We start from the raw sequence: 22,225 nt of genomic DNA on the forward strand, positions 1-22,225 counted from the left end.
CGGGCAGTCAAGGCGGGGTGGGCTCGGTGAGCAGTGTACCGGCAAAGGTGGCACCGCCGGAACCGTCGTCCGGGGCCAGCGCCAGGCGGCCGCCCATGGCCTCCATCAGCGAGTGGCTGATGGCGAGCCCCATGCCCAGGCCGTCGGGGCGAGTGGAGTGGAAGGGGGCGAAGATGCGTTCGCTGTCGCCCGCCGCGATGCCCGGGCCGCGGTCGCCGACCGTGAAGGTGACCTCCCGCGGGCCGGTGCGCTGCGCCCGGATCTCGACCCGGTCGGCACCGGGATGGTCGCGGCTCGCCTCCAGGGCGTTGAGCAGCAGGTTGACCAGTACCTGCTCGAGCGCCACCGGGTCGGCCTGTACCCGCGGCAGGGTGGCGGCGAGCTCGTGGGCGAGCCGCACGCCGGCCTGGTGGTACTGCCATTCGCAGAGCCGGCAGGCGGCGTCGACCACCTCGGCGAGCACCACCGGCCGCGGGCGCGTCTGGCCCTTGCGCACGAAGGTGCGGATATGGCGCAGCCGCTCGGCCAGGCGCTGGACCTGGTCGCTGATGCGCGTCAGCGGCAGTTTCAGGTCGCCGGCCGGCCGGCACGGGTCGGCGGCGAGCTGCCCCAGGGCGCCGCTGGCGTAGTTGGCGATGGCGCCCAGCGGCTGGTTGAGTTCGTGGGCGATGTTGGAGGCCAGCTCGCCGGTGGTGGCCAGGCGGTTGGCGTGGGCGATCTGCTCCTGGTGGCGGCGGGCCTGTGCCTCGGCGGCCTTGCGCAGGCCGATGTCGCGGTTGAGCAGCGAGAGGTGGTCGGGCTCGGCGCCTGGGCCGCGGTGGGCGAGCACCACGCTGAGCACCGGCACCGGCCCCCGCGGGCCGCACATCTCCAGCTCGCCGCTCCAGGAGCCGTAGCGGGCCACGGCGGGCAGCACGATCTCGCGCAGCTCGGCCAGCGACGCCGGCGTATAGGCCTGCTCGAGGCGGGCATCGCCCCCCTCGCGGGGCAGGGAAAGCAGCCGGCGCGCGGCCTCGTTGGAGTAGAAGAGCCGCTCCTGGCCGTCGACGAACAGCACATAGTCGGTGGTGGATTCGACCACCCGGGCGAGGCGCTCGCGGTTGGCCTCGGCGCGGATGCGCCGGCCCACGTCGCGGGAGACGCAGAGGATGTCGAGCAGTTCGCCGGTGGCCGGGTCGCGGCGGGTGCGGCTGGTGGTCTCTAACCAGACGTAGTGACCGTCCCGGGCGCGGAAGCGGTAGGTCTGCTGGTAGAAGCCGTCGTGATAGTAGACCCGCGGCGACTTGTTGAGCAGGTCGGCCAGGTCCGCCGGGTGGAAGAGGTCGTAGGCGGAGGCGCCGATCAGCTCCTCGGGGTCATAGCCGAGCAGGTCGCGGGCGGCCCGCGAGGCGTAGAGGAAGGTACCGTCCCGGGCGTGGCGCGAGATCAGGTCGGTGGTGCTCTCCGCGAGCCATTGGTAATGGCGTTTCTCCACCTCGAGGGCCGCGTTGCGGGCCTCGAGCTCGGCACAGCGGGCCTCGAGCACGGCCCGCCGCGACGGGCGCCGGCGGGTGTCGTCGTCGCCCGCCATCAGCGCGCCGGGTCCACCCGGCCACCCAGCGAGGCGTTGCGCCGGAACCAGCCGGCGATGCTGGCTCGCGGCAGGCGGGTGGGCAGCACCTCGTGGGGAACGGTCTCGGAGAGGAAGCAGGCGAAGGTGCCGGCGGCGGGGCGCACCCGGGCCACCTCGCGCTCGAGATCCATGGCGTCGAAGAGCACCATCTCGCCGCCGCCGTCGGCGGGCCAGTCCGGGTTGAGGTAGCCCACGGTGGAGATGACCCGGTTGGCGCGGCCCCGAAAGCTGTCGAGATGGCGCTGGTAGAAGGCACCGGGCGGGTAGTGGGCGAAGTGGGCCTCGTACTCGAAGAGCCCCAGGAACAGCGCCTGGTTGAGCGCGTTCTGCAGTTCGCCCATGGCCTCGAGGTAGCGGCGCTGGGCCGGGCTCTCGCGGTCGAGCCAGCGAATGGCGTCACCGCGGACGTCGCGGCGCAGCGCATGCGCCTGGCCGCGGCCGATGCCGGCGGGGTCCAGGGCATGGTGGTCGGCCAGGGCCATCAGCTCGCGGTGGAGCTCGGCGCAGAGGTCGGCGTCGATGACGTCCTCGCCGACGTACCAGCCCTGTTCCACCAGGGCGTCGACCAGGCGAGGCAGGGCGGCGGGGTCCAGGACGGGGCGTGCGAGTCGTGGTGTCAGTGGTGTGTCCCCATGCGGCAGAAGAGAGGGGGGTCAGGGGGCCTGGGTCAGGCCATCCCGGGCCCGCAGGAGTCGCTCGGGAAAATAGCACAGCCGACCGCCCGCAGGCTCGCGGTGGAGGCTGATCTCGCGGCCGAAGCCCTCGGCCAGCAGCTCCACCAGCATCATGGCCGAGAGCCCCCAGATCACCTGGCCGGCGACATGGTAGCTCGGCACAAAGTACGGCCGGCCGTTCACCGGGATCACGTCGGTGTGGTGGCGACGGTCCTCGAGGAACAGCGACAGCGGCACCTCGAAGATCGCATCCAGCTCGTTGAGGTCGGGCACGAGCGGCAGGTCCGGGGGAATCAGGCCCACGTAGGGGGTGACGCTGATGCCGTGCAGCGAGATGACGTCCGAGAGCCGGCCGAGCAGCTCGACCCGTTCGCGGGGCAGGGCGATCTCCTCGAGGGATTCGCGCAGCGCCGTGCTCAACAGGTCCGGGTCCTGCTCCTCGCGCTTGCCGCCGGGAAAGGCCACCTGGCCGCTGTGGGTGGTGAGGTGATCGGCGCGGCGGGTGAACAGCAGGGTCGGCGCGTGGCGGTCGACGATCGGTATCAGCACCGCGGCCTGGGGCAGGTCGAGCGCCAGCCGCTGCGGCCGGTGTGCTTGCAGGCGTTCGCGAAGTTTCTCTAACATGGGGTTTCCATCGGGTTTGATCCCTTCTACCCGGCCGCCGTCGCCGGCGTCAAGCCCGGAGTCGGGCGGCATCCGGGCCGCTCGCCAGCTTGCCAGGGAGCACCATGAACTTCTGCAGCCACTGCGGCCATACCGTGCGCTTCGCCATTCCGGACGGGGATGACCGTCCGCGCTACCTGTGCGACGAGTGCGGCACCATCCACTACCAGAACCCCCGCATCGTCGCCGGCACCCTGCCGGTGAGTGGCTCACGGGTGCTGCTGTGCCGCCGGGCCATCGCGCCGCGCAAGGGCTTCTGGACCCTGCCGGCCGGCTTCATGGAGAACGCCGAGACCACCGTCGAGGCCGCCGCCCGGGAGACCCGCGAGGAGGCCTGCGCCGAGGTCAGCATCCACGGCCTCTATACCCTGATCAACCTGCCGCACATCAACCAGGTCTACATGATCTTCCGGGCGGACCTGGCGGGCAGCTTCGACGTCGGTCCGGAGAGCCTCGAGGTGGCGCTGTTCGAGGAGCACGAGATCCCCTGGGACGAGCTCGCCTTTCCCACCATCGAGCGCACCCTGCGCCATTTCTATGCCGACCGCGGCGACGGCCATTTCCCGCTGCATATCAGCGATATCACCGCGGCGGATCGCGAGCGCTACTTCGGTTCCGCCTGATCGGGGCGGGACCGGGATCGTAGGGAGTGGCGACGGTATCATGAACACCGTCGTACCGGCGGAACGAGGATGACAGGCCGTGGACAAGTTCGAACGCAAGCTGGACCAGGCCGCGCGGGCCGCCTGGATGTCCTATGTGGGAGGGATCACCCAGGACGAGATCGCCCTGCAGCTCGGGGTGTCCCGGCCCGGCGTGCAGCGCCTGCTGGCCCTGGCCCGGCAGGAGGGCCTGATCAAGGTGCGCATCGATCATCCGATCTCCGCCTGCATGGCCATGGCCGCGGCCATCCGCGACCGCTATGGCCTGGACTACTGCGACGTGGTGCCGGCCGAGCCGGATGCCCCCGACGGCGCCGCCGCCTATCTGGCGGCGGCCGGGGCGGAGCGGGTGTCCCGCCTGGTGGTGCGCAGCGAGCCGCTGACCCTGTCGCTGGGGACGGGGCGCTCGGTGCGCGCGACCGTCGAGGCCATGAGTCGTCACGATCGGCCGCAGCACCGCTTCGTCTCGCTGGTCGGCAACGTGGCGCGTGACGGTTCCGCCAACCGCTACGACGGCGTCATGGTGCTGGCCGACAAGACCGGCGGCGAGCGTTTCCTGCTGCCCACCCCGGTGGTCGCCGACTCGGTGGAGGAGAAGGAGGCGATGCGCGGGCAGCGCCTGTTCCAGGCGATCATGGCGGTGGCCAAGCAGGCCGAGACCGCCTTCATCGGCGTGGGGCGCATCGACCGCCAGGCGACGCTCTTCCAGGACCACTTCATCGACGAGAGCGACCTCGAGGAGCTGCTGGATCTCGAGGCGGTGGGCGAGCTGCTCGGCTGGCCGATGAACCGCGACGGTGAGGTCATCGACTGCTCCATCACCCGCCGTGTCACCAGCCTGCCGCTGGAGATGCTGAGCGATCAGCCCCTGGTGGCCATCGCGGGCGGCCGGGAGAAGGGGCCGGCCCTGCTGGCGTCCCTGCGCGGCGGTTGGCTCAATGGGCTGATCACCGACGAGACGGCGGCCCGCTATCTCACCGAGGCGTCGTGACGCAGCGCATTATCCGCAATCGCTGAAATCTGTACCTAAAGTCTAATACCCGAGGCTTTGCTTTTTTTCGGGGCATGTTCGATCATTTGATCGTCAGATGATCAATATGATCAAAACAACAACGCCAAGCTGTCCCGACAGGAGCCCACCATGAGACTCACCCGTCATCTGCCCTTGACGAGCCTGGCCGCGGCGATCGCCCTGGCCGGCCCGGCCCAGGCGCAGACCGAGATCACCATCGCCACGGTCAACAACAACGACATGGTGATCATGCAGAGCCTGACCGATGCCTTCGAGGAGGCGCATCCCGACATCGCGCTGGACTGGGTGGTGCTGGAGGAGAACGTGCTGCGCCAGCGCATGACCACCGACATCGCCACCCAGGGCGGCCAGTTCGACGTCATGACCATCGGCACCTACGAGGTCCCCATCTGGGCCGAACGCGGCTGGCTGTCGCCCCTCGACGGTCTCCCCGATGACTACCAGGTCGACGACCTGCTCACCTCGGTGCGCGACGGCCTGAGCAACGACGGGACCCTGCATGCGCTGCCGTTCTACGGCGAGAGCTCGATGATGTACTACCGCCAGGACCTGTTCGACGAGGCCGGCATCGAGGTGCCCGAGCAGCCGAGCTGGGAGGAGGTCCGCGACTGGGCCGTCCAGCTGCATGATCCCGAGGCGCAGCGGGCCGGTATCTGCCTGCGCGGCAAGCCGGGCTGGGGCGAGAACATGGCCCTGGTCTCGACCCTGGTGAATACCTTCGGCGGGCGCTGGTTCGATGAAGACTGGCAGCCCCAGCTCGACTCGCCCGAGTGGCAGGAGGCGATCCAGTTCTATGTCGACCTGCTGAACGACTACGGCCCGCCCGGCGCCAGCTCCAACGGCTTCAACGAGAACCTGGCGCTGTTCTCCCGTGGGAGCTGCGCCATCTGGGTCGACGCCACCTCGGCGGCCGGCAAGCTCTACGACCCCGGCGAGTCCGACGTGGCCGACCGGCTGGGCTTCGCGCCGGCGCCGGTGGCCAGGACGCCCAAGGGCTCGCACTGGCTGTGGTCCTGGGCGCTGGCCATTCCCGCCACCTCCGAGAACCAGGAGGCCGCCAGGACGTTCATCCAGTGGGCGACCTCGCGTGAGTACATCGAGCTGGTCGGCGACACCCGGGGCTGGACCAGCGTGCCGCCCGGCACCCGCGAGTCCACCTACGCCAACGAGCACTACCAGGACGCGGCCCCCTTCGCCGGCTTCGTGCTCGAGGCGATGCGCAGTGCCGATCCCACCGACTCGACCCTGGAGCCGAGCCCCTATGTCGGCGTGCAGTTCGTCGGCATTCCCGAGTTCCAGTCGATCGGCACCCAGGTGGGCCAGACGGTGGCCTCGGCGCTGACCGGTGATGCCACGGTCGAGCAGGCGCTGCAGACCGCGCAGCGCGCCACGCAGCGTGCCATGCAGCGCGCCGGCTACCTCGACTGAGCGGAGTCTGCCGTTCCCGGCCGGGTCTTCCCGGCCGGGCCCTTTTCCCTACCTGGTTTTGCGGGTAATCCCATGAACAAGACAAGAGCTTCCGGGCGCACCGTCGGGGGTCTGAGGACCCTGTCGCTGCAGGCGCCGGCCGTCACCCTGCTGTTGCTGTGGATGCTGGTGCCGCTGGGCATGACCCTGTGGTTCTCCTTCCAGCGCTACAACCTGCTGATGCCCGGCATGACCGGCTTCGCCGGGCTGGAAAACTACGAATACCTGTTCACCGACCCGGCCCTCTGGTCGGCCATGGGCACGACCCTGCTGCTGGTCGGCTGGGTGCTGGCGATCACCGTGGTCGGTGGCACCCTGCTGGCGGTGCTCTTCCAGCAGGAGTTCGCCGGGCGCGGCATCGCCCGGGTGCTGGCCATCTCGCCGTTCTTCGTCATGCCCACGGTCAGCGCCCTGGTGTGGAAGAACATGATGATGCACCCGTCCAACGGGGTGCTCTCCTGGGTCGCCGAGTCGTTCGGCCTGCAGGCCGTCGACTGGTTCTCCGCGCTGCCGCTGACCTCGATCATCATCATCGTCGCCTGGCAGTGGCTGCCGTTCGCGCTGCTGATCCTGCTCACCGCCATGCAGTCGCTGGACGAGGACCAGGTGGAAGCCGCACGCATGGACGGGGCCGGCCCGGTGGCGATCTTCTTCTTCATCACCCTGCCGCATCTCAAGCGGGCGATCAGCGTGGTGATCATGATCGAGATGATCTTCCTGCTGACCATCTTCGCCGAGATCTTCGTCACCACCTCCGGTGGCCCGGGGCTGGCGACCACCAACCTGGCCTACCTGATCTATATCCGGGCCCTGCTCGACTTCGACGTCGGCACCGCCTCCGCGGGTGGGGTGATCGCCATCGTCCTCGCCAATATCGTCGCCATCTTCCTGGTCCGCATGGTGGCCAGGAACCTGGAAGACTAGTGTCTCGGGAGTCCCTTATCATGACGACAACGACCAAGCACGACAGGCTGGAAGCGTCCTCGCGGGGCGGCGGCCAGACCGTGCCGGCACGCGGTGCGACACGGCCGTTCCTGGCCTCGGCCAATACCCGGAAGCTCGGCCTGACCGTGCTGGGATGGACGGTGGCCCTGCTGATCTTCTTCCCGATCTTCTGGATGGTGCTGACGGGCTTCAAGACCGAGTCCGCGGCCATCGCCGATCCCAGCCTGATCTTCTCGCCGACCCTGGAGAGCTACCAGGCGGTCCAGGAGCGGGCGGGCTACGCCCGGTTCGCGCTGAACAGCGTCGCGGTGGCCTTCGGCTCGACCCTGCTGGCGTTGCTGATCGCCATCCCGGCTGCCTATTCGATGGCCTTTCTCCCCACCCGGCGCACCAAGGGCACCCTGCTGTGGATGCTCTCCACCAAGATGCTGCCGCCGGTCGGGGTGCTGGTGCCCATCTACCTGATCTTTCGCGACGTCGGGCTGCTCGATACCCGCACCGGCCTGATCATCATCTATACGCTGATGAACCTGCCGATCGTGGTGTGGATGCTGTACACCTTCTTCAAGGACATGCCCAAGGACATCCTCGAGGCGGGGCGCATGGACGGGGCCACCACCTTCCAGGAGGTGTTCTTCCTGCTGCTGCCGCTGACCCTGCCGGGCATCGCCTCCACCGGCCTGCTGTCGGTGATCCTGAGCTGGAACGAGGCCTTCTGGAGCCTCAACCTGACGTCTTCCAAGGCGGCTCCGCTGACCGCCTACATCGCCTCCTTCTCGAGCCCCGAGGGGCTGTTCTGGGCCAAGCTCTCCGCGGCCTCGACCATGGCCATCGCGCCCATCCTCGTCTTCGGTTGGTTGACCCAGAAACAGATGGTGCGCGGCCTGACCTTCGGCGCCGTCAAGTAAAGGAATCCCATCATGGCAACTCTACAACTCAAGCAGATCACCAAGCGCTTCGGCGACACCGACGTCATCAAGGGCGTCGACCTCGAGGTCAACGACCGGGAGTTCGTGGTCTTCGTCGGTCCCTCCGGCTGCGGCAAGTCGACGCTGATGCGCATGATCGCCGGGCTGGAAAGCGCCACCTCGGGCGATATCGTCATCGACGGGGCGCGCATGAACGAGGTGGGGCCCGCCGATCGCGGCCTGGCCATGGTGTTCCAGAGCTATGCGCTCTATCCGCACATGACCGTCGAGGACAACATGGGCTTCAGCATGCGCCTGGCCGGCGTGCCCAGGGAGGCGCGGCGCGAGAAGGTGCTCGAGGCGGCCAAGATCCTGCAGCTCGAGCCGCTGCTGGACCGCAAGCCCAAGGCGCTCTCCGGTGGCCAGCGCCAGCGCGTGGCGATCGGCCGGGCCATCGTCCGCAACCCGAGCATCTTCCTCTTCGACGAGCCGCTCTCCAACCTGGATGCGGCGCTGCGTGTGCAGATGCGCATCGAGCTGGCGCGGCTCCACGAGGAGCTCGACGCCACCATGATCTACGTCACCCACGACCAGATCGAGGCCATGACCATGGCCGACAAGATCGTGGTGCTGCACGACGGCGTGGTCGAGCAGGTGGGCTCGCCCATGGAGCTCTATCACCATCCGTGCAACCGCTTCGTGGCCGGTTTCATCGGCTCGCCCAAGATGAACTTCCTCGATGTCGACCTCGTCCGGTCGGGCCTCGAAGGGGTGAGCATCCGGCTGCCCGGTGGCGAGGCGTGCACGGTGCCGGTGGACGGCAGCCGGCTGGCGGTCGACTCGCCGCTGGAGCTGGGCATCCGCCCCGAGCACCTGCAACTCGACGACCAGGGGCCGCTGACGGGGGAGATCAGGGTCCTCGAGCGCCTGGGGGGCCAGACCTCGCTCTATGTGCAGATGGGCGAGGCGATGGTCACCCTCATGACCGACGGGGACGTCGCCCATCGCGTCCACGACAAGGTACGTTTCGGCTTCGAGCCGAGGCGCGCCCACCTCTTCGACGCCGAGACCCTGGCGCTGCCCAGCCTGCATCAGCACCCCCTGGCCGGCCTCACCCGCCACGATAACCGCTTGTCGTCCACAAGCGGCTGCCAGTGACGGGGAGCGCCCATGGATACCCTGATCTTCGACTGTGACGGCGTGCTGGTGGACAGCGAGGCGATCGCCGAGGCCACCCTGGTGGGGCTGCTGGGGGAGTGGCTGCCCGACCTGGCCGCCGATACCGTGCTGCGCCAGGCGCTGGGCATGACCACGGCCAACATCCTGGCGCACCTGGAGCCGCTGAGCCGCCACCGGCTGCCGGCCGATGCCACCGAGCGGGTCGACCGGGCCATCGAGGCGCGGCTGGCCAGGGAGCTCGAGGCCGTCGACGGCGTGGCCGCGGCGATCGCCTCGCTGCCCCTGCCCAAGGCGGTGGTCTCCAACAGCCGCCGTCGCCGCGTCCTGGCCTCGCTGGCCACCACCGGCCTGGAGCGGTTGATCGGCGAGTCGCCGGTCTTCACGGCGGACCAGGTCGCCCGCCCCAAGCCCGCCCCCGACCTCTACCTGCTGGCGGCCCGTGAGCTGGGCTGTGCTCCCGCCGACTGCCTGGTGGTGGAGGACAGCGTCTCGGGCGTCACCGCGGCCCACGCCGCCGGCATGACGGTCATCGGCTTCACCGGGGCCAGCCACGTCGAGCCGGGGCAGGCACGCCGACTGGTCGAGGCCGGGGCCTGGCGCATTCTCGACCACATGCACGGACTCGAGTCGCTGGTCGACGACTGGCGGCACGCCCGCCCGCACACCGCGGCTCGCTAACCCCATCACCAGAGGCAGGAACACATGAAACTCGACAGCAAGACGAGCGTGATCACCGGCGGTGCCCGCGGTATCGGCCTGGCCATCTCCCGGGCCTACCTGGAGGAGGGCGCCTCGGTGGTCATCGCCGACGTCGACCAGGGGGCCATCGACGAGGTGCTGGCCACGCTGGAAGGCGAGGGCCATGCCGCCTCCCGGCTGATGGGCGTGCGCCTGGACGTCTGCGATCGCCAGGCCATCGACGCCATGGTGGCCAGCGTCACCGAGCGCTTCGGCGGCATCGACATCCTGGTCAACAACGCCGCCATCTTCGACATGGCGCCGGTGCTCGAGGTGACCGAGGAGAGCTTCGACCGGCAGTTCGCGGTGAACACCAAGGGGCTCTTCTTCACGCTCCAGGCGGTGGCGAAGGCCATGGTCGCGCGGGGCCGGGGCGGCAAGATCATCAACATGTCGTCCCAGGCCGGGCGCCGCGGCGAGCCGCTGGTCAGCGTCTACTGCGCCAGCAAGGCGGCGGTGATCAGCCTGACCCAGTCCTGCGGCCTGTCGCTCATCGCGCACGGCATCAACGTCAACGGCATCGCCCCCGGCGTGGTGGATACCCCGATGTGGGACGAGGTCGATGCGCTCTTCGCCCGCTTCGAGAACCGCCCGCTCGGCGAGAAGAAGCGCCTGGTCGGCGAGGCGGTGCCCTACGGTCGCATGGGGCGCCCCGAGGATCACGCCGGGGCCGCGGTCTTTCTCGCCTCGGCGGACAGCGACTATGTGGTGGCCCAGACCCTCAACGTCGATGGCGGCAACTGGATGAGCTGACCCGTGAAGGGCAGGGTGAGACGGCGTCAGGCTTGCGCCCGGTGTCGCGCAGGCGATGATGGCGGTTCGCCAGCCCACTGTGAGGACACTGCCATGTATCCCGAACTACAGGATGTCGCCCGCCAGATCAGCGAGGCCGCCTCGGACCGGCGGCGGTTCATCGTCGCCCTGGCCGGCCCGCCGGGCGCCGGCAAGTCGTACCGCTCTGAGCTGTTGAGCGATGCCATCACGGCATTGCGCCCCGGCGAATCCGTCGTGGTGCCGATGGACGGCTACCACTTCGACAACGCCGTGCTCGAGCCCGACGACCAGGTGCCGGTGAAGGGGGCCCCGCACACCTTCGACGTCGACGGCCTGCGTGTCGATCTCGAGCGTATTCGTCGCGCCGACCGGACGGTGGCGGTACCGGTGTTCGACCGGCCCCTGGACCTGGCCCGCGCCGGCGGACGCCTGATCACGCTCGGGCACCGCATCGTCATCGTCGAGGGCAATTATCTGCTGCTCGACGAGGCGCCCTGGACCGAGCTGCATCCCCTGTTCGACCTGACCGTGATGCTGGACGTGGCCGACGATGTCCTCGAACAGCGGCTCTTCGAGCGCTGGCTGGACATGGGCCAGGACGCCGCCGGCGCCCTGGAGAAGGCCCGCCACAAGGACATGTCCAACGCGCGCCTGGTCAAGACGCGCTCCATTTCGCCCGACCTGGTGTGGCGCTGACCGCCAGGCTCCGGGCCCCGTTCACGCCGAGTGCGGCTCGGCCGGAGAGACTCCATGACCCGACTCAACAATGACAACCTGGGCCGGCTGGCCCCCGAGGTGGCGGTGCCCGGCTATGACCGTGGCGCCGTGACCGCCGGCATCGTCCACTTCGGCGTGGGGGGCTTCCACCGTGCCCACCAGGCCATGTACCTGGATGCGCTGATGAACCGCGGCGAGGCCCTGGACTGGGGCATCGTCGGCGTCGGCGTGATGCCCGGCGACCGCCGCATGCAGGAGGCGCTGGCCGCCCAGGACCACCTCTATACCCTGGTGGTCAAGCACCCCGACGGCCGCCGCGAGCCCCGCGTCATCGGCAGCATGATCGATTACCTGTTCGCCCCCGACGACCCGGAGGCGGTGATCGCCCGGATGGTCGACCCGGCCACCCGCATCGTCTCGCTGACCGTCACCGAGGGCGGCTACAACTTCCATCCGGTCAGCGGCGCCTTCGATCTCGACGATCCGGCGGTGCAGCACGACCTGGCCCACCCTGCCGCACCGACGACCCCCTTCGGGCTGATCACCGAGGCGTTGGCGCGGCGCCGCACACGAGGCATCCCGCCCTTCACGGTGATGTCCTGCGACAATATCCAGGGCAACGGCGAGGTGGCAGGTCGCATGTTCACGGCCTTCGCCCGGGCCCGGGACGGCGAGCTCGGCGCCTGGGTCGCCGCCGAGGTCGCCTTCCCCAACTCCATGGTCGATCGCATCACCCCGGTCACCGCCGCCGCGGACATCGAGGAACTGGCCGGCCGTTTCGGCGTCGAGGACGCCTGGCCGGTGGTCTGCGAGCCCTTCACCCAGTGGGTGCTGGAGGAGCGTTTCGTCACCGGCCGTCCCGCCTTCGAGGCGGTGGGGGTGCAGGTGGTCGAGGACGTGGAGCCCTACGAGCTGATGAAGCTGCGGCTGCTCAACGCCAGCCACCAGGCGCTGTGCTATTTCGGCTACCTGGCCGGCTACCGCTACGCCCATGAGGTGTGCCAGGACCCGCTGTTCGTCGACTTCCTGCTCGACTACATGCGCCGCGAGGGGGCCCCGACCCTGGCGCCGGTGCCGGGGGTGGATCTCGAGCGGTACCGGCTGACCCTGATCGAGCGCTTCGCCAATCCCGAGATCAAGGACACCCTGGCGCGGTTGTGTGCCGAGAGTTCGGATCGCATTCCCAAGTGGCTGCTGCCGGTGATCCGCGAACAACTGGACAGGGGCGGCGAGATCCATCGCTCGGCCGCGGTGGTGGCGAGCTGGGCCCGCTATGCCGAGGGCGCCGACGAGCGGGGCGATGCCATCGCGGTGGTCGACCGCCTCAAGGACGATCTGATGCGCCGGGCCGCCCGGAACCGCGAGCAACCGACCGCCTTTATCGAGAATCGTGAACTGTTCGGGGATCTGGCCGAGAGCGAGCGCTTCCGCACGGCCTATCTCGAGGCCCTGGCTTCCCTTCACGAGCGCGGTGCGCGTGCCACACTGGAAGCTCTGGTGTCGGTGCGAGGACGTGCGTGATGTATATCGGAGTGGATTGCGGGACCCAGAGCACCAAGGTGGTGGTGCTCGATGTCGAGGGAGAGTGCATCCTCGGCGAGGCGAGTCGCCCCCATCGCCTGATCGAGGGCGAGAACGGGCGGCGCGAACAGCGGCCCGGCGACTGGGTCGAGGCGCTGCGCGGTGCCTTCGCCGAGGCCGTGGCCAGGGCCGGCATCGACAGCCGGGCCATCCGCGCCATCGGCGTCTCCGGCCAGCAGCACGGCATGGTGGCGCTGGACGGTCGGGGTGAGCCGGTCCACCCGGCCAAGCTGTGGTGCGATACCGAGACGGCCGCCTGGAATGCCGGCCTGGTCGCGCGGCTGGGAGGCGAGGCGGGGTGCCTCGACAAGCTCGGGCTGGTGCTGCAGACCGGCTACACCGCCTCCAAGATCGCCTGGCTGCGCGACACCCATCCCGACGCCTACCACCGCATCGACAGCCTGCTGCTGCCCCACGACTACCTGAACTTCTGGCTCACCGGCGAGCGGGTCACCGAGGCCGGCGATGCCTCCGGTACCGGCTATTTCGATACCCGCTCGCGGCGCTGGCGCCATGACGTCCTGGCCGAGGTCGCCCCGGAGCTCGACGCCGAGCGAGTGCTGCCGCGGCTGATCGATGCCCAGGAGCGGGCCGGCATCGTGCGCCCCGAGGTGGCCCGGGCGCTGGGGCTGGCCGAGGACGTGCTGGTGGCCAGTGGTGGCGGCGACAATATGCTCGGCGCCATCGGCACCGGCAATATCCGGCCGGGGCTGGTGACCCTGAGCCTGGGGACCTCGGGGACGGTGTGTGCCCACTCCCCCGAGCCGGTGGTGGCCGACAGCGCCATGGTCGCCAACTTCTGTTCGAGCAGCGGCGGCTGGTTGCCGCTGGTCTGCACCATGAACGTGACCTCGGCGACGACTCGCGTGCGCGAGCTGTTCGGCCTCGACCTGGCGGGGTTCGGCGAGCGGCTCGCCGGTGCGCCGATCGGCGCCGAGGGGGTCACCGTGCTGCCGTTCTTCAACGGCGAACGGGTGCCGATGCTGCCCGAGGCCACGGCGAGCTTCCTGGGCCTGACCAGCGTCAACACCACCCAGGCCAACCTCTGCCGGGCGGTGGCCGAGGGCGCCACCTTCGGCATGCGCTATGGCCTGGAACTGCTCGGTGGACTGGCCGAAGGGGCCAGCCAGATCCGCCTGATCGGCGGTGGCGCCAACAGCCCGGTGTGGCGGCAGATGGTCGCCGACATCACCGGCACCCAGGTGATCTGCCCCGAGATCACCGACGCCGCGGCGCTGGGCGCGGCCCTGCAGGCGGCCTGGTGCCATCGGCGCGAGCAGGGGGTCACCCTGGAGCAGCTCTGCGCACGGCTGGTGCATCTCGACGAACGCTCCCTGGCCGATCCCGAGCCGGCGAGTGTCGCCGCCTATCAGGGGGTCTATGCTCGCTATCGTGAGGCCCTCGCCGAACGTCATGCCGTCGCCTGCTGACGCGCCGGTCCACCCCAACCTTCGACAGATGGAGCCACCCATGCCTTCTCTACTCGACGCGCTCAAGCAGCACTCGCTGGTGGTCGCCGACACCGGCGACCTCGACGCGATCAAGCGCTACCGGCCCCAGGATGCCACCACCAACCCCTCGCTGCTGCTCAAGGCCTTCGACCTGCCGGGCTACCAGGAGCTGATCGCCGAGACCCTGGACGCGGTCAAGGCCGAGGGCGGCGATCGCCAGCAGCAGGTCGAGCACGCGGCCGACCGGCTCGCCGTGGCCAAGGGCGCGGAGATCGCCAGGCACGTGCCCGGCCGGGTCTCCACCGAGGTCGCGGCGCGACTCTCCTTCGATACCCGGGCCAGCATCGCCAAGGCTCACGAGCTGATCGGCCTCTATGCGCGCCACGGCGTGGGCCCGGAGCGGGTGCTGATCAAGCTGGCCTCGACCTGGGAAGGCATCCGCGCCGCCGAGGTGCTGGAGCGCGAAGGCATCAACTGCAACCTGACCCTGCTGTTCAGCGACGCCCAGGCCCAGGCCTGCTTCGACGCCGGGGTGTTCCTGGTTTCGCCCTTCGTCGGCCGGGTCACCGACTGGTACAAGCAAGCGACCGGACGCGACTACAGCCCGGACGAGGACCCGGGGGTGAACTTCGTGCGCGGGGTCTGCGCCCGTGCGAGCCGGGGCGGCTACGACACCGTGGTGATGGGGGCGAGCTTCCGCACCACCGGCCAGGTGCTGGCGCTGGCCGGTTGCCCGCGGCTGACCATCTCGCCGGCGCTGCTCGAGGAGCTCGCCGCCGGCGACGGCGAGGTGGAGCGCCGGGTGGTGATGGAGGACGCCAGTGACCTGCGATCGTCGCCATTGTCCGAGGCCGCCTTCCGCTGGGGCCACAACCAGGACGCCATGGCCAACGACAAGCTGGCCGAGGGCATTCGCCGCTTCGATGAGGACCAGCGCACCCTCGAGGCGCGGATCGATCGGCGGCTGGGGTAAGCCGGGCAGCGCCCCCGCTTCACAGCGCCTCCAGCCGCCAGACGTCGAAGGCCGGTTCCTCGTAGGGGTGGGCCGCCCGGAGTGCGGCCACCGCCTCGCGGATCAGGGCGTCGTCGCAGACCAGCTCGACCTTGAGCTCCTCGACCCGCGCCAGGTCACCGACCCGGCCGATGTGCGGGTCGGCGCCGGCGAGGGGGCGAAACTGCCCGGTGCCGGCCGTCTGGAAGCAGCAGGCCTCGTAGTCGCCGATGCGCCCGGCACCGGTGGCGAACACGGCTTCCTTGACCGCCTCGGCATCTTCCAGGGGGACATAGAAGGCTAGCTTGTACATCGCGGGGCTCCTGTCTCGTGGGGTGGACTCGGCGGGGGAGTGGCGGTGTCCCGGCGTCAAGGTTCGCCGCGATCGGGCTCCCCGCACTCGGCAAGGATGAACGATCGGGCGGCGTCGCGCAGCCTGACCGCTTCCGCCCAGCCGGTGGTCGTCGGTTGGATCGCCTCACCGACGCTGACCCGCACCTTGCCGGGGTGGGGCAGCCACTCGCGACCGCGCAGCGCGTCCCGGGTACCCTGCAGGGCCACCGGCAGCACCGGCACGCCGCTCTGCACGGCGATGACGAAGGCCCCCATGTGGAAGGCCCCGACCCCGGCCTGCGAGTGGAAGGTGCCCTCGGGAAAGAACGCCAGGGAGTCGTCGCCCTCGACGGCGGCGAAGATCCGTTGCGTGTCGCGGGTGGCCTGGCGGGGGTCGAAGCGCTCCACGAACAGCACCCCCATGCGCGTCAGCACCAGGCGAGAGAACCAGCGGCGCTGGAGCTCGGCCTTGGCCAGGTAGCGGAAGCCGCGGGGTAGCGCCGCCGTCAGCACCAGGGCGTCGAGGTAGCTGGCATGGTTGGCCACCAGCACGCAGGGCGCCCGGCGGGGCAACCGATCCACGCCGTGCCGTTCGATGGAAAGGCCGGCGAGCTCCGCGGCCAGGCGGGCGACATGATGCGCGACGCGCCAGCGCCAGGCGAGCCGCGGCAGCGGCATGGCGAGCATGCACAGCAGGGCGGCCCCCAGCCCGAAGACGCCCCAGGCGTAGGCGGCATAGAGCCGTTCACCGAGTCGTGCCAGCCACAGCCGGGCGCGTTGCGTGCCGGCCCTCGCCGCCAGGCCGAGCGCCTGGCGCCAGACGGGCGCGCCGCCCTGGCCGAGGCGACCGCTGCGGTAGAGCTCGGCGGTGGCCGCACGGCGGAGCTTGCCGCTGGAGGTCTTCAGCACGCTATGGGGCGGGACCAGGCGGATGGCATCGGCCGGGACGTTGACGATGTCGACCGTGACATCGCGGATCGCCTGGGTGATCGCATGGCGTCGGGCCGGTTCGTCGACCTGGGTTTCGGCCACCACAACCAGCGCCTCGATGCCGCTCTCCGGATCGGGGTCACCGAACACCGCCACGCATCCCTTCCTGACCCCCTCGACGCGGCCGATGGCCTCCTCGAGGTCGTAGGGGTAGAGGTTGCGTCCGCCGCGCACCAGCACATCCTTGACCCGTCCGCTGATGTAGAGGTCGCCATCGGCGAGGTAGCCGCGGTCGCCGGTGCGCAGCCACTCGCCATCGAAGAGCTCGCGGGAGGCCGTCGGGTTGTCATAGTAGCCCGCGGTGGCCGAGGGGCCGCGGAACTCGATGTCGCCCTCGTGTCGCTCCGCCAGCTCGCGGCCATCGCGATCGACGATGTGGACCGCGTAGCCGGGCAGCGGTGGACCGCAGTTGACGAAGGTCAGGGGCGGTTCGCGGCCATGGACCGGACGCGCCTGTTGCTTCCCCGTGAAGGCCGCGCGCTCGACCCGGTCGAGCACGAGGCCGCGGCCGGGCGGGGAGATGCACAGGCCCACCGCCGCCTCGGCCAGCCCGTAGACCGGCATCAGCGCACCGGGGCGTAGGCCACAGGGCGCCAGGGCCTCGGCGAAGCGCTGCATGGTGCGGGCACTGACCGGCTCGGCGCCGTTGAAGGCGATCCGCCAGCTGCTCAGGTCCAGCCCCTGGAGCCGCTCGGGCGTCAGCGAGCGCAGGCAGAGCTCGTAGCCGAAGTTGGGGCCGCCGGAGAGGCTGGCCCGGTGGTGATGGATCAGCTCGAGCCAGCGCAGCGGGCGGGCGAGGAAGGCGAGCGGCGACATCACCACCAGCGGGATGGCGTGGTAGAGGCTGCCGAGCCAGGCGCCGATCAGGCCCATGTCATGGTAGAGCGGCAGCCAGCTGACGAAGACGTCCCGGGAGGTCACCTCCAGCCGCTCGCCCATGGCGCGGATGTTCGCCAGCAACTGGCCATGGGTCAGCGTGACGCCCTTGGGGTCGCCGGTGCTGCCCGAGGTGTACTGCAGCAGTGCCAGGCTCGACGCGGTGGGCGATTCGGCGTCCGCGATGCCGGCAGTCGTCGAGGCATCGAGTTCCGCCACCGTGACGATGGCCGCGAGTCGCGGCGCCTCGGCCCGCAGCAGGCGCGCCACGCGGCGGGCCTCGGGGACGGTGATCAGGATCTCCACGCCGGCATTGGTCAGGATGCGCCCGTGGCGTCGCAGGTGCTCCTCGAACTGGGCCGGCCGGGCGGGAGGATAGATGGGCACGGGCACGGCGCCGGCACGCAGGATGCCGAAGAAGGCGATGAAGTAGTCCGGTTCGGTGGGCAGCATCAGCGCGACACGGCTCCCGGCTGGCAGGCCGCGCCTGCGCAGGGCCGCGGCGATGCCCCGGGCGCCCCGCTCGAGGTCGGCATAGCTCAGCGTTCGTGGCGTGTCGTCGCCGGCGTAGATGTGCAGGTGGACACGATCGGGGTGGCGTGCCAGGTGCCAGTCCAGCACGGCATTGAGGCTTTCGGCGGCGCCGGGGGCGCCCTCCACCGGCGCGCTGTCTGCCGCGGGCGCGACGGGCGACGTCTCGCGACTCGTGCCCGGGGTGGCCAGCAGGATCTCCAGCAGCTCCGCCGGCGTGTCTGCCATCAGTACGTTCTCGGGGAGCGTGACAGCGAAGGCATCCTCGAGCCTCAGCAGCAGCTCGGAGCGGGCCATGCTGTCGAGGCCGAGGTCGCGGTCCAGCCGGGTCTCCAGGGTCGGCCGGCGGGTCCCGGCCTGGTGAGGCCGCGTCTCGCGCACCAGGGCATCGATCACCTCGAGCAGCCGCCGCTGCAGCGCTTCGGCTTCCTGGGGGGGGCGGGTCTCGTTGGATCGGGCCATCGGTTACCTCGCGGCTGGCCAGCCTGTTACCCGGATCATTCCGGGCATGCAGTGACGACTCCAGGGGCCGGCCGGAGTTCATGAGGGGCCACCCCTGGGACGCCCTGTCCCGGGGCGCCATGGCAGCGTATGCTGAGTTGGACCCCAGGAATGGCGAGTCTGTGGCAGTCGGGCCGAGGAGAAATGCATGCAAGCCGATCTCGTGGAGCTGCTGGAGAGCTGCGGGCTGAGGCCGCAGGGCGAGCTTCGCCCGCTGGGCGGCGGCGATATCGCCGCGGTCTACCGCCTGACGACCGACCAGGGAGCGGTGGTGGTCAAGCGCGACGAACCGCCGCGTCTGGCCGGTGAGGCCGAGGGGCTGCGAGTCCTGCGCGAGGCCGGTACCCGGCTGGTCGTGCCCGCCGTGCTGGCGGAAGGCAACGGCTGGCTGGTGATGGAGGCGCTGGAGACGACCGCCCGGTCCGCGGCCGACGGGGCCACCCTGGGCGCCGGGCTGCGCGAACTGCATGCCTGTACCGGCGCCGAACACGGCTGGCCACGGGACAATGCCTGCGGCAGCACCCCCCAGCCCAATGCACCGCTCGCCGATGGTCGGGCCTTCCAGCGCGAGCGGCGGCTGCTGCCGCTCGCCACGGCCTGCCACGCCCGGGGCCTGCTCGATGGCCGCCTGCGCTCGCGGCTCGAGGCCATCGCCGAGGGGCTCGATGCGTGGTTGCCCGATGCCCCGGCGAGCCTGGTCCATGGCGATCTGTGGTCGGGCAACGTGCTCTTCACTCGGCAGGGGCCGGCGCTCATCGACCCCGCGGTGTACCGCCACTATCCGGAGGTGGACCTGGCGATGCTGACGCTGTTCGGGTCTCCGGGCGAGGCCTTCTTCACGGCCTACTGGAACGGCGAGGCCCCGGCCGACTGGCCGAGGCGCGAGGCGCTGTTCCAGCTCTATCCGCTGCTCAACCACCTGCTGCTGTTCGGCGGTGCCTACCGCAGTGGGGTGGAGCGCACGGTGGCGCGGCTGGAGGCGGCCTGATCAGCCGGCGCGCTTCCGCCTCAGCCAGGCGAGTCCCCGCCGCCACCAGGGCACTCCGTGGTGGCGGTCGGTGGCCGGCAGCAGGTCGCGCCGGGGGCGAGTGAGGAAGTCGGCGATGGGGGCGACCTGGCTCGCCCGGTCGAGCATCGGGGCGTGGCCGCAACCGGGTACCTCGAGGCGGACCAGGCCGGGATGGACCTCGGCCATGCGCGTCACGCTGTCGGCGCGCAGCAGCGGCGAGGTCGCGCCGCGGATCACCATCAGCGGGCAGCGGATCGCCTGCCAGTCGGCCCAGGTGTCGCGGGGGGTGTCGTGGATGAATTGCTCGCCGATGCGTGGATCGTAGTGGTAGGTCCAGCTGCCGTCGGGCAGGCGGCGGGCGCTGTCCAGTGCCAGGCGGCGCCAGGCATCGTCGCCCGTGATGCCGAAACCGCCGTAGTGGCGGCGCAGTTCCGCCTCCAGTTCGCCGAAGCGAGAGAAGCGGTGGGGCACGCCGAAGTAGGTGGCCAGTGAGGCCAGGCCGTCCGGGTCGAGCTCGGGGCCCACGTCGTTGAGCACCAACCGCTCGATGCGCCCGGCGGTGTCGGCCTCGGCGGCCAGCAGCATGCCCAGCAGGCCCCCCATGGAGGTGCCCACCCAGGGCACCCGCTCCAGGCCGAAGTGGTCGAGTACCGCCACGGCCACCGTCATGTAGTGGGAATAGAGATAGTCATGGGCGGGGTAGAGCGACCAGCTCGATAGCCCGCGCCCGGGCGTGTCCGGCGCCAGCACCCGCCACCCGGGGCCGAGCTCGCGGGCGAAACCGGCGAAATCGCCACCGTGGCGCGCCAGGCCATGCCAGGCGATCACGGTCCTCGGCGCCCCGGGGTGCCAGATGCGCACGGCCACGTCGAGTTCCCGTACCCGGACCAGTTCCAGTGCCTCCATCGCTGCCTCCATCGAAGGATCATGCTGCATGGCAGCATAGCGGACTTTCTTGCGTTGCGGAAAAGTTCCACATTTCGCCGCCTGGGTGCGATTGATTCGTCATAAAAACATGCGAGAATGTATGTATGTTCTCGCTCCCAGATCAAGGATGAGCCGATGATGCCTCTCCGCACCTCCCGTCATTCATCTCGAACCGGCGGCTGGCTGGCCCGCCGCGCCCTGCTGCCGGCCCTGATCGCGTCGGCCTGCGCCGGGCCGCTGCAGGCCGCCGACCTGCTGACCATCACCCGGGACGCCCTGGACAACAATGCCGAGCTGGCCTCGGCACGTTCCCGGTTCGGCAGCGTGGAGGCCGGCCGGGACGTACAGCGGGGGGATCTGCTGCCCCAGGTCAATGTCTCGGGCAACGTGACGCACAACCGCCAGTACGAGAGCCAGACGGGGGGATTCCAGACCGGGGTCGGGCTCGACGACCGCTTCAACAGCGCCGGCGTGGTGCTGGAAGCCAGCCAGGCGCTCTTCGATGCCCGCAACCGCCGCGAGGTGGAGCAGGCCGAGCGACAGATCGACCAGCAGACCTATCGGTTGGCGGCCACCGAGCAGCAGGTGCTGCTCGACGTCGCCGGCGCCTACTTCGATATCCTGCGTGCCCACGAGATACTCGGCGCGCGCCGTGCCCAGGAGCGTGCCATCGGCCGCCAGCTCGAGCAGGCCCGCGAACAGTTCGAGGTGGGGCTGATCGCGATCACCGAAGTGGAGGAGGCCCAGGCGAGATTCGACCAGTCGCGGGCCGAGCGCATCGTCGCCGAGAGCAACCTCCAGGTCAGCTTCGAGGCGCTGGAGCGCCTGACCGGTCAGCGCTACCCTGACATCGATGCCTTGAACGAGGAGATGCCCATCGTGCCGCCGAGTCCAGGTGGCCGCGACCACTGGGTGGAGCTGGCGCTGGGGCACAACCCCCTGGTGCTGGCCCAGCAGGCCGGCGTCGAGGTCTCGCGCAGCGCCGTCGGGGTGTCGAGGGCGCAGCGACTGCCGGTGGTCGGGGCCTTTGCCAACTATCAGCGTGCCGACAGCGACAGCGATGCCATTGAGGGCCATGACTCGTCCAGCCAGGTCGGTCTCTCCGTCAGCCTGCCGCTCTACACCGGCGGCAGCACCAGTGCCGGCATCCGACAGAGCACCTACCTGCTGGAGTCCAGCCAGTACGACTTCGAGGCACAGCGGCGCGATACCATCCAGCAGGTGCGTTCGCTCTATACCCAGGTGAGTAACGACGTCTCGACGGTGGAAGCCCGGGCCCAGGCCATCGTCTCCAACGAGAGCGCCCTGGAGGCCACCCGCTCGGGCTACGAGGTGGGCACGCGTAACATCGTCGATGTGCTCAATGCCGAACAGAACCTCTACGATGCCGTCGCCGACTACGCCCAGGCCCGTTACGACTACGTGATCAACCTCCTGTCACTGCGGCAGCAGGCGGGGGCGCTGGATGTCGCGGTCATCGAGGAGCTGAACGGTTGGCTCGACGGCGACAGCGTCTCCTTCATGTTGCCCCGGGAGGGCGAGCGCTTCGACGAGGCCATGCAGATCGGTGAGCGCCACGCCCCTGACGAGGGTGGTTAGTCATCTAACATTTACATCCATACATGGATGAATGTAAAATTCGTCCACTTACCGATCTACTCAA

General features: G+C 69.9%; 20 protein-coding genes. 14 read left to right on the top strand and 6 right to left on the bottom strand.

Annotation, left to right across the window (positions count from 1 at the left end):
- Positions 1 to 7 precede the first annotated feature (7 nt).
- From C1H66_RS21115 to C1H66_RS21125, 3 genes are read right to left on the bottom strand one after another with little or no spacing between them, the layout of a single operon-like run.
- On the bottom strand, positions 8 to 1,570 hold the full coding sequence (locus C1H66_RS21115; RefSeq protein WP_102629838.1) for a PAS domain-containing sensor histidine kinase: 1,563 nt from the start codon (positions 1,568 to 1,570) through the stop codon (positions 8 to 10).
- A complete protein-coding gene (locus C1H66_RS21120; RefSeq protein ID WP_102629839.1) occupies positions 1,570 to 2,232 on the bottom strand; it encodes a 2OG-Fe(II) oxygenase in 663 nt (220 codons plus the stop codon). The genes C1H66_RS21115 and C1H66_RS21120 overlap by 1 nt, the downstream gene beginning before the upstream one ends.
- A 33-nt stretch (positions 2,233 to 2,265) precedes the next feature.
- Positions 2,266 to 2,910, bottom strand: coding sequence for a CoA pyrophosphatase (locus C1H66_RS21125; protein WP_102629840.1), 645 nt, complete (start codon positions 2,908 to 2,910; stop codon positions 2,266 to 2,268).
- Positions 2,911 to 3,014: 104 nt separating this feature from the next.
- On the opposite strand from C1H66_RS21125, the gene C1H66_RS21130 reads away from it, so the two are divergent.
- The 12 genes from C1H66_RS21130 to tal all read left to right on the top strand — a co-directional run bounded on the left by C1H66_RS21130 (position 3,015) and on the right by tal (position 15,377).
- Positions 3,015 to 3,572 (top strand): NUDIX hydrolase, encoded by a 558-nt coding sequence (locus C1H66_RS21130; RefSeq protein WP_102629841.1) that lies wholly within the window; start codon positions 3,015 to 3,017, stop codon positions 3,570 to 3,572.
- 79 nt (positions 3,573 to 3,651) lie between these two features.
- On the top strand, positions 3,652 to 4,602 hold the full coding sequence (locus tag C1H66_RS21135; protein ID WP_102629842.1) for a sugar-binding transcriptional regulator: 951 nt from the start codon (positions 3,652 to 3,654) through the stop codon (positions 4,600 to 4,602).
- Between the two features lie 150 nt (positions 4,603 to 4,752).
- Positions 4,753 to 6,072, top strand: a complete 1,320-nt coding sequence (locus tag C1H66_RS21140) for an ABC transporter substrate-binding protein (protein ID WP_102629843.1) — start codon at positions 4,753 to 4,755, stop codon at positions 6,070 to 6,072.
- A 72-nt stretch (positions 6,073 to 6,144) separates the two neighbouring features.
- Complete coding sequence (locus tag C1H66_RS21145) at positions 6,145 to 7,035, top strand: carbohydrate ABC transporter permease (RefSeq protein WP_102629844.1); 891 nt, start codon at positions 6,145 to 6,147, stop codon at positions 7,033 to 7,035.
- A 20-nt stretch (positions 7,036 to 7,055) separates the two neighbouring features.
- A complete protein-coding gene (locus C1H66_RS21150) occupies positions 7,056 to 7,964 on the top strand; it encodes a carbohydrate ABC transporter permease (RefSeq protein WP_240618421.1) in 909 nt (302 codons plus the stop codon).
- Positions 7,965 to 7,976: 12 nt separating this feature from the next.
- Positions 7,977 to 9,122, top strand: coding sequence for an ABC transporter ATP-binding protein (locus C1H66_RS21155; RefSeq protein WP_102629845.1), 1,146 nt, complete (start codon positions 7,977 to 7,979; stop codon positions 9,120 to 9,122).
- A 12-nt stretch (positions 9,123 to 9,134) separates the two neighbouring features.
- Positions 9,135 to 9,821, top strand: a complete 687-nt coding sequence (locus C1H66_RS21160; protein ID WP_102629846.1) for an HAD family hydrolase — start codon at positions 9,135 to 9,137, stop codon at positions 9,819 to 9,821.
- Positions 9,822 to 9,845: 24 nt separating this feature from the next.
- Positions 9,846 to 10,634, top strand: coding sequence for an L-iditol 2-dehydrogenase (locus C1H66_RS21165; protein WP_102629847.1), 789 nt, complete (start codon positions 9,846 to 9,848; stop codon positions 10,632 to 10,634).
- 93 nt (positions 10,635 to 10,727) lie between these two features.
- Positions 10,728 to 11,351, top strand: coding sequence for a nucleoside/nucleotide kinase family protein (locus tag C1H66_RS21170; RefSeq protein ID WP_102629848.1), 624 nt, complete (start codon positions 10,728 to 10,730; stop codon positions 11,349 to 11,351).
- 54 nt (positions 11,352 to 11,405) lie between these two features.
- Positions 11,406 to 12,893 carry a mannitol dehydrogenase family protein gene (locus tag C1H66_RS21175; RefSeq protein WP_102629849.1) on the top strand — a complete coding sequence of 496 codons (1,488 nt, stop codon included), beginning with the start codon at positions 11,406 to 11,408 and terminating at the stop codon, positions 12,891 to 12,893.
- Positions 12,893 to 14,383 (top strand): xylulokinase, encoded by a 1,491-nt coding sequence (gene xylB, locus C1H66_RS21180; RefSeq protein ID WP_102629850.1) that lies wholly within the window; start codon positions 12,893 to 12,895, stop codon positions 14,381 to 14,383. The genes C1H66_RS21175 and xylB overlap by 1 nt, the downstream gene beginning before the upstream one ends.
- A 40-nt stretch (positions 14,384 to 14,423) precedes the next feature.
- Positions 14,424 to 15,377 carry a transaldolase gene (gene tal, locus C1H66_RS21185; protein ID WP_102629851.1) on the top strand — a complete coding sequence of 318 codons (954 nt, stop codon included), beginning with the start codon at positions 14,424 to 14,426 and terminating at the stop codon, positions 15,375 to 15,377.
- A 19-nt stretch (positions 15,378 to 15,396) separates the two neighbouring features.
- Here the strand turns inward: tal and C1H66_RS21190 are convergent, their stop codons facing one another.
- Together C1H66_RS21190 and C1H66_RS21195 are read right to left on the bottom strand one after the other, a co-directional pair.
- Entirely contained in the window at positions 15,397 to 15,708 is a 312-nt protein-coding gene (locus tag C1H66_RS21190) for a YqfO family protein (protein WP_102629852.1), read from the bottom strand.
- A gap of 56 nt (positions 15,709 to 15,764) precedes the next feature.
- Positions 15,765 to 18,587 (bottom strand): AMP-binding protein, encoded by a 2,823-nt coding sequence (locus C1H66_RS21195; protein WP_102629853.1) that lies wholly within the window; start codon positions 18,585 to 18,587, stop codon positions 15,765 to 15,767.
- A gap of 187 nt (positions 18,588 to 18,774) precedes the next feature.
- Between C1H66_RS21195 and C1H66_RS21200 the strand changes: the two genes are divergently transcribed.
- Positions 18,775 to 19,614: a fructosamine kinase family protein gene (locus C1H66_RS21200; protein WP_102629854.1), complete on the top strand. Its 840-nt coding sequence runs from the start codon at positions 18,775 to 18,777 to the stop codon at positions 19,612 to 19,614.
- On the opposite strand, the gene C1H66_RS21205 is transcribed toward C1H66_RS21200, so the two are convergent.
- Entirely contained in the window at positions 19,615 to 20,541 is a 927-nt protein-coding gene (locus C1H66_RS21205) for an alpha/beta fold hydrolase (RefSeq protein WP_102629855.1), read from the bottom strand.
- Positions 20,542 to 20,697: 156 nt separating this feature from the next.
- On the opposite strand from C1H66_RS21205, the gene C1H66_RS21210 reads away from it, so the two are divergent.
- Positions 20,698 to 22,161: a TolC family outer membrane protein gene (locus C1H66_RS21210; protein ID WP_240618422.1), complete on the top strand. Its 1,464-nt coding sequence runs from the start codon at positions 20,698 to 20,700 to the stop codon at positions 22,159 to 22,161.
- Positions 22,162 to 22,225: the final 64 nt, after the last annotated feature.

Origin of the sequence: Halomonas heilongjiangensis, from assembly GCF_002879645.1 — a bacterium.
GTDB classification, from domain to species: domain Bacteria; phylum Pseudomonadota; class Gammaproteobacteria; order Pseudomonadales; family Halomonadaceae; genus Halomonas; species Halomonas heilongjiangensis.

Coding starts and splice junctions, on each gene's coding strand:
- C1H66_RS21115 (WP_102629838.1), bottom strand. CDS start 1,570: ATGGCGGGCGACGACGACACCCGCCGGCGCCCGTCGCGGCGGGCCGTG.
- C1H66_RS21125 (WP_102629840.1), bottom strand. CDS start 2,910: ATGTTAGAGAAACTTCGCGAACGCCTGCAAGCACACCGGCCGCAGCGG.
- C1H66_RS21130 (WP_102629841.1), top strand. CDS start 3,015: ATGAACTTCTGCAGCCACTGCGGCCATACCGTGCGCTTCGCCATTCCG.
- C1H66_RS21140 (WP_102629843.1), top strand. CDS start 4,753: ATGAGACTCACCCGTCATCTGCCCTTGACGAGCCTGGCCGCGGCGATC.
- C1H66_RS21145 (WP_102629844.1), top strand. CDS start 6,145: ATGAACAAGACAAGAGCTTCCGGGCGCACCGTCGGGGGTCTGAGGACC.
- C1H66_RS21150 (WP_240618421.1), top strand. CDS start 7,056: ATGACGACAACGACCAAGCACGACAGGCTGGAAGCGTCCTCGCGGGGC.
- C1H66_RS21155 (WP_102629845.1), top strand. CDS start 7,977: ATGGCAACTCTACAACTCAAGCAGATCACCAAGCGCTTCGGCGACACC.
- C1H66_RS21160 (WP_102629846.1), top strand. CDS start 9,135: ATGGATACCCTGATCTTCGACTGTGACGGCGTGCTGGTGGACAGCGAG.
- C1H66_RS21165 (WP_102629847.1), top strand. CDS start 9,846: ATGAAACTCGACAGCAAGACGAGCGTGATCACCGGCGGTGCCCGCGGT.
- C1H66_RS21170 (WP_102629848.1), top strand. CDS start 10,728: ATGTATCCCGAACTACAGGATGTCGCCCGCCAGATCAGCGAGGCCGCC.
- C1H66_RS21175 (WP_102629849.1), top strand. CDS start 11,406: ATGACCCGACTCAACAATGACAACCTGGGCCGGCTGGCCCCCGAGGTG.
- xylB (WP_102629850.1), top strand. CDS start 12,893: ATGTATATCGGAGTGGATTGCGGGACCCAGAGCACCAAGGTGGTGGTG.
- tal (WP_102629851.1), top strand. CDS start 14,424: ATGCCTTCTCTACTCGACGCGCTCAAGCAGCACTCGCTGGTGGTCGCC.
- C1H66_RS21190 (WP_102629852.1), bottom strand. CDS start 15,708: ATGTACAAGCTAGCCTTCTATGTCCCCCTGGAAGATGCCGAGGCGGTC.
- C1H66_RS21195 (WP_102629853.1), bottom strand. CDS start 18,587: ATGGCCCGATCCAACGAGACCCGCCCCCCCCAGGAAGCCGAAGCGCTG.
- C1H66_RS21200 (WP_102629854.1), top strand. CDS start 18,775: ATGCAAGCCGATCTCGTGGAGCTGCTGGAGAGCTGCGGGCTGAGGCCG.
- C1H66_RS21205 (WP_102629855.1), bottom strand. CDS start 20,541: ATGGAGGCACTGGAACTGGTCCGGGTACGGGAACTCGACGTGGCCGTG.
- C1H66_RS21210 (WP_240618422.1), top strand. CDS start 20,698: ATGATGCCTCTCCGCACCTCCCGTCATTCATCTCGAACCGGCGGCTGG.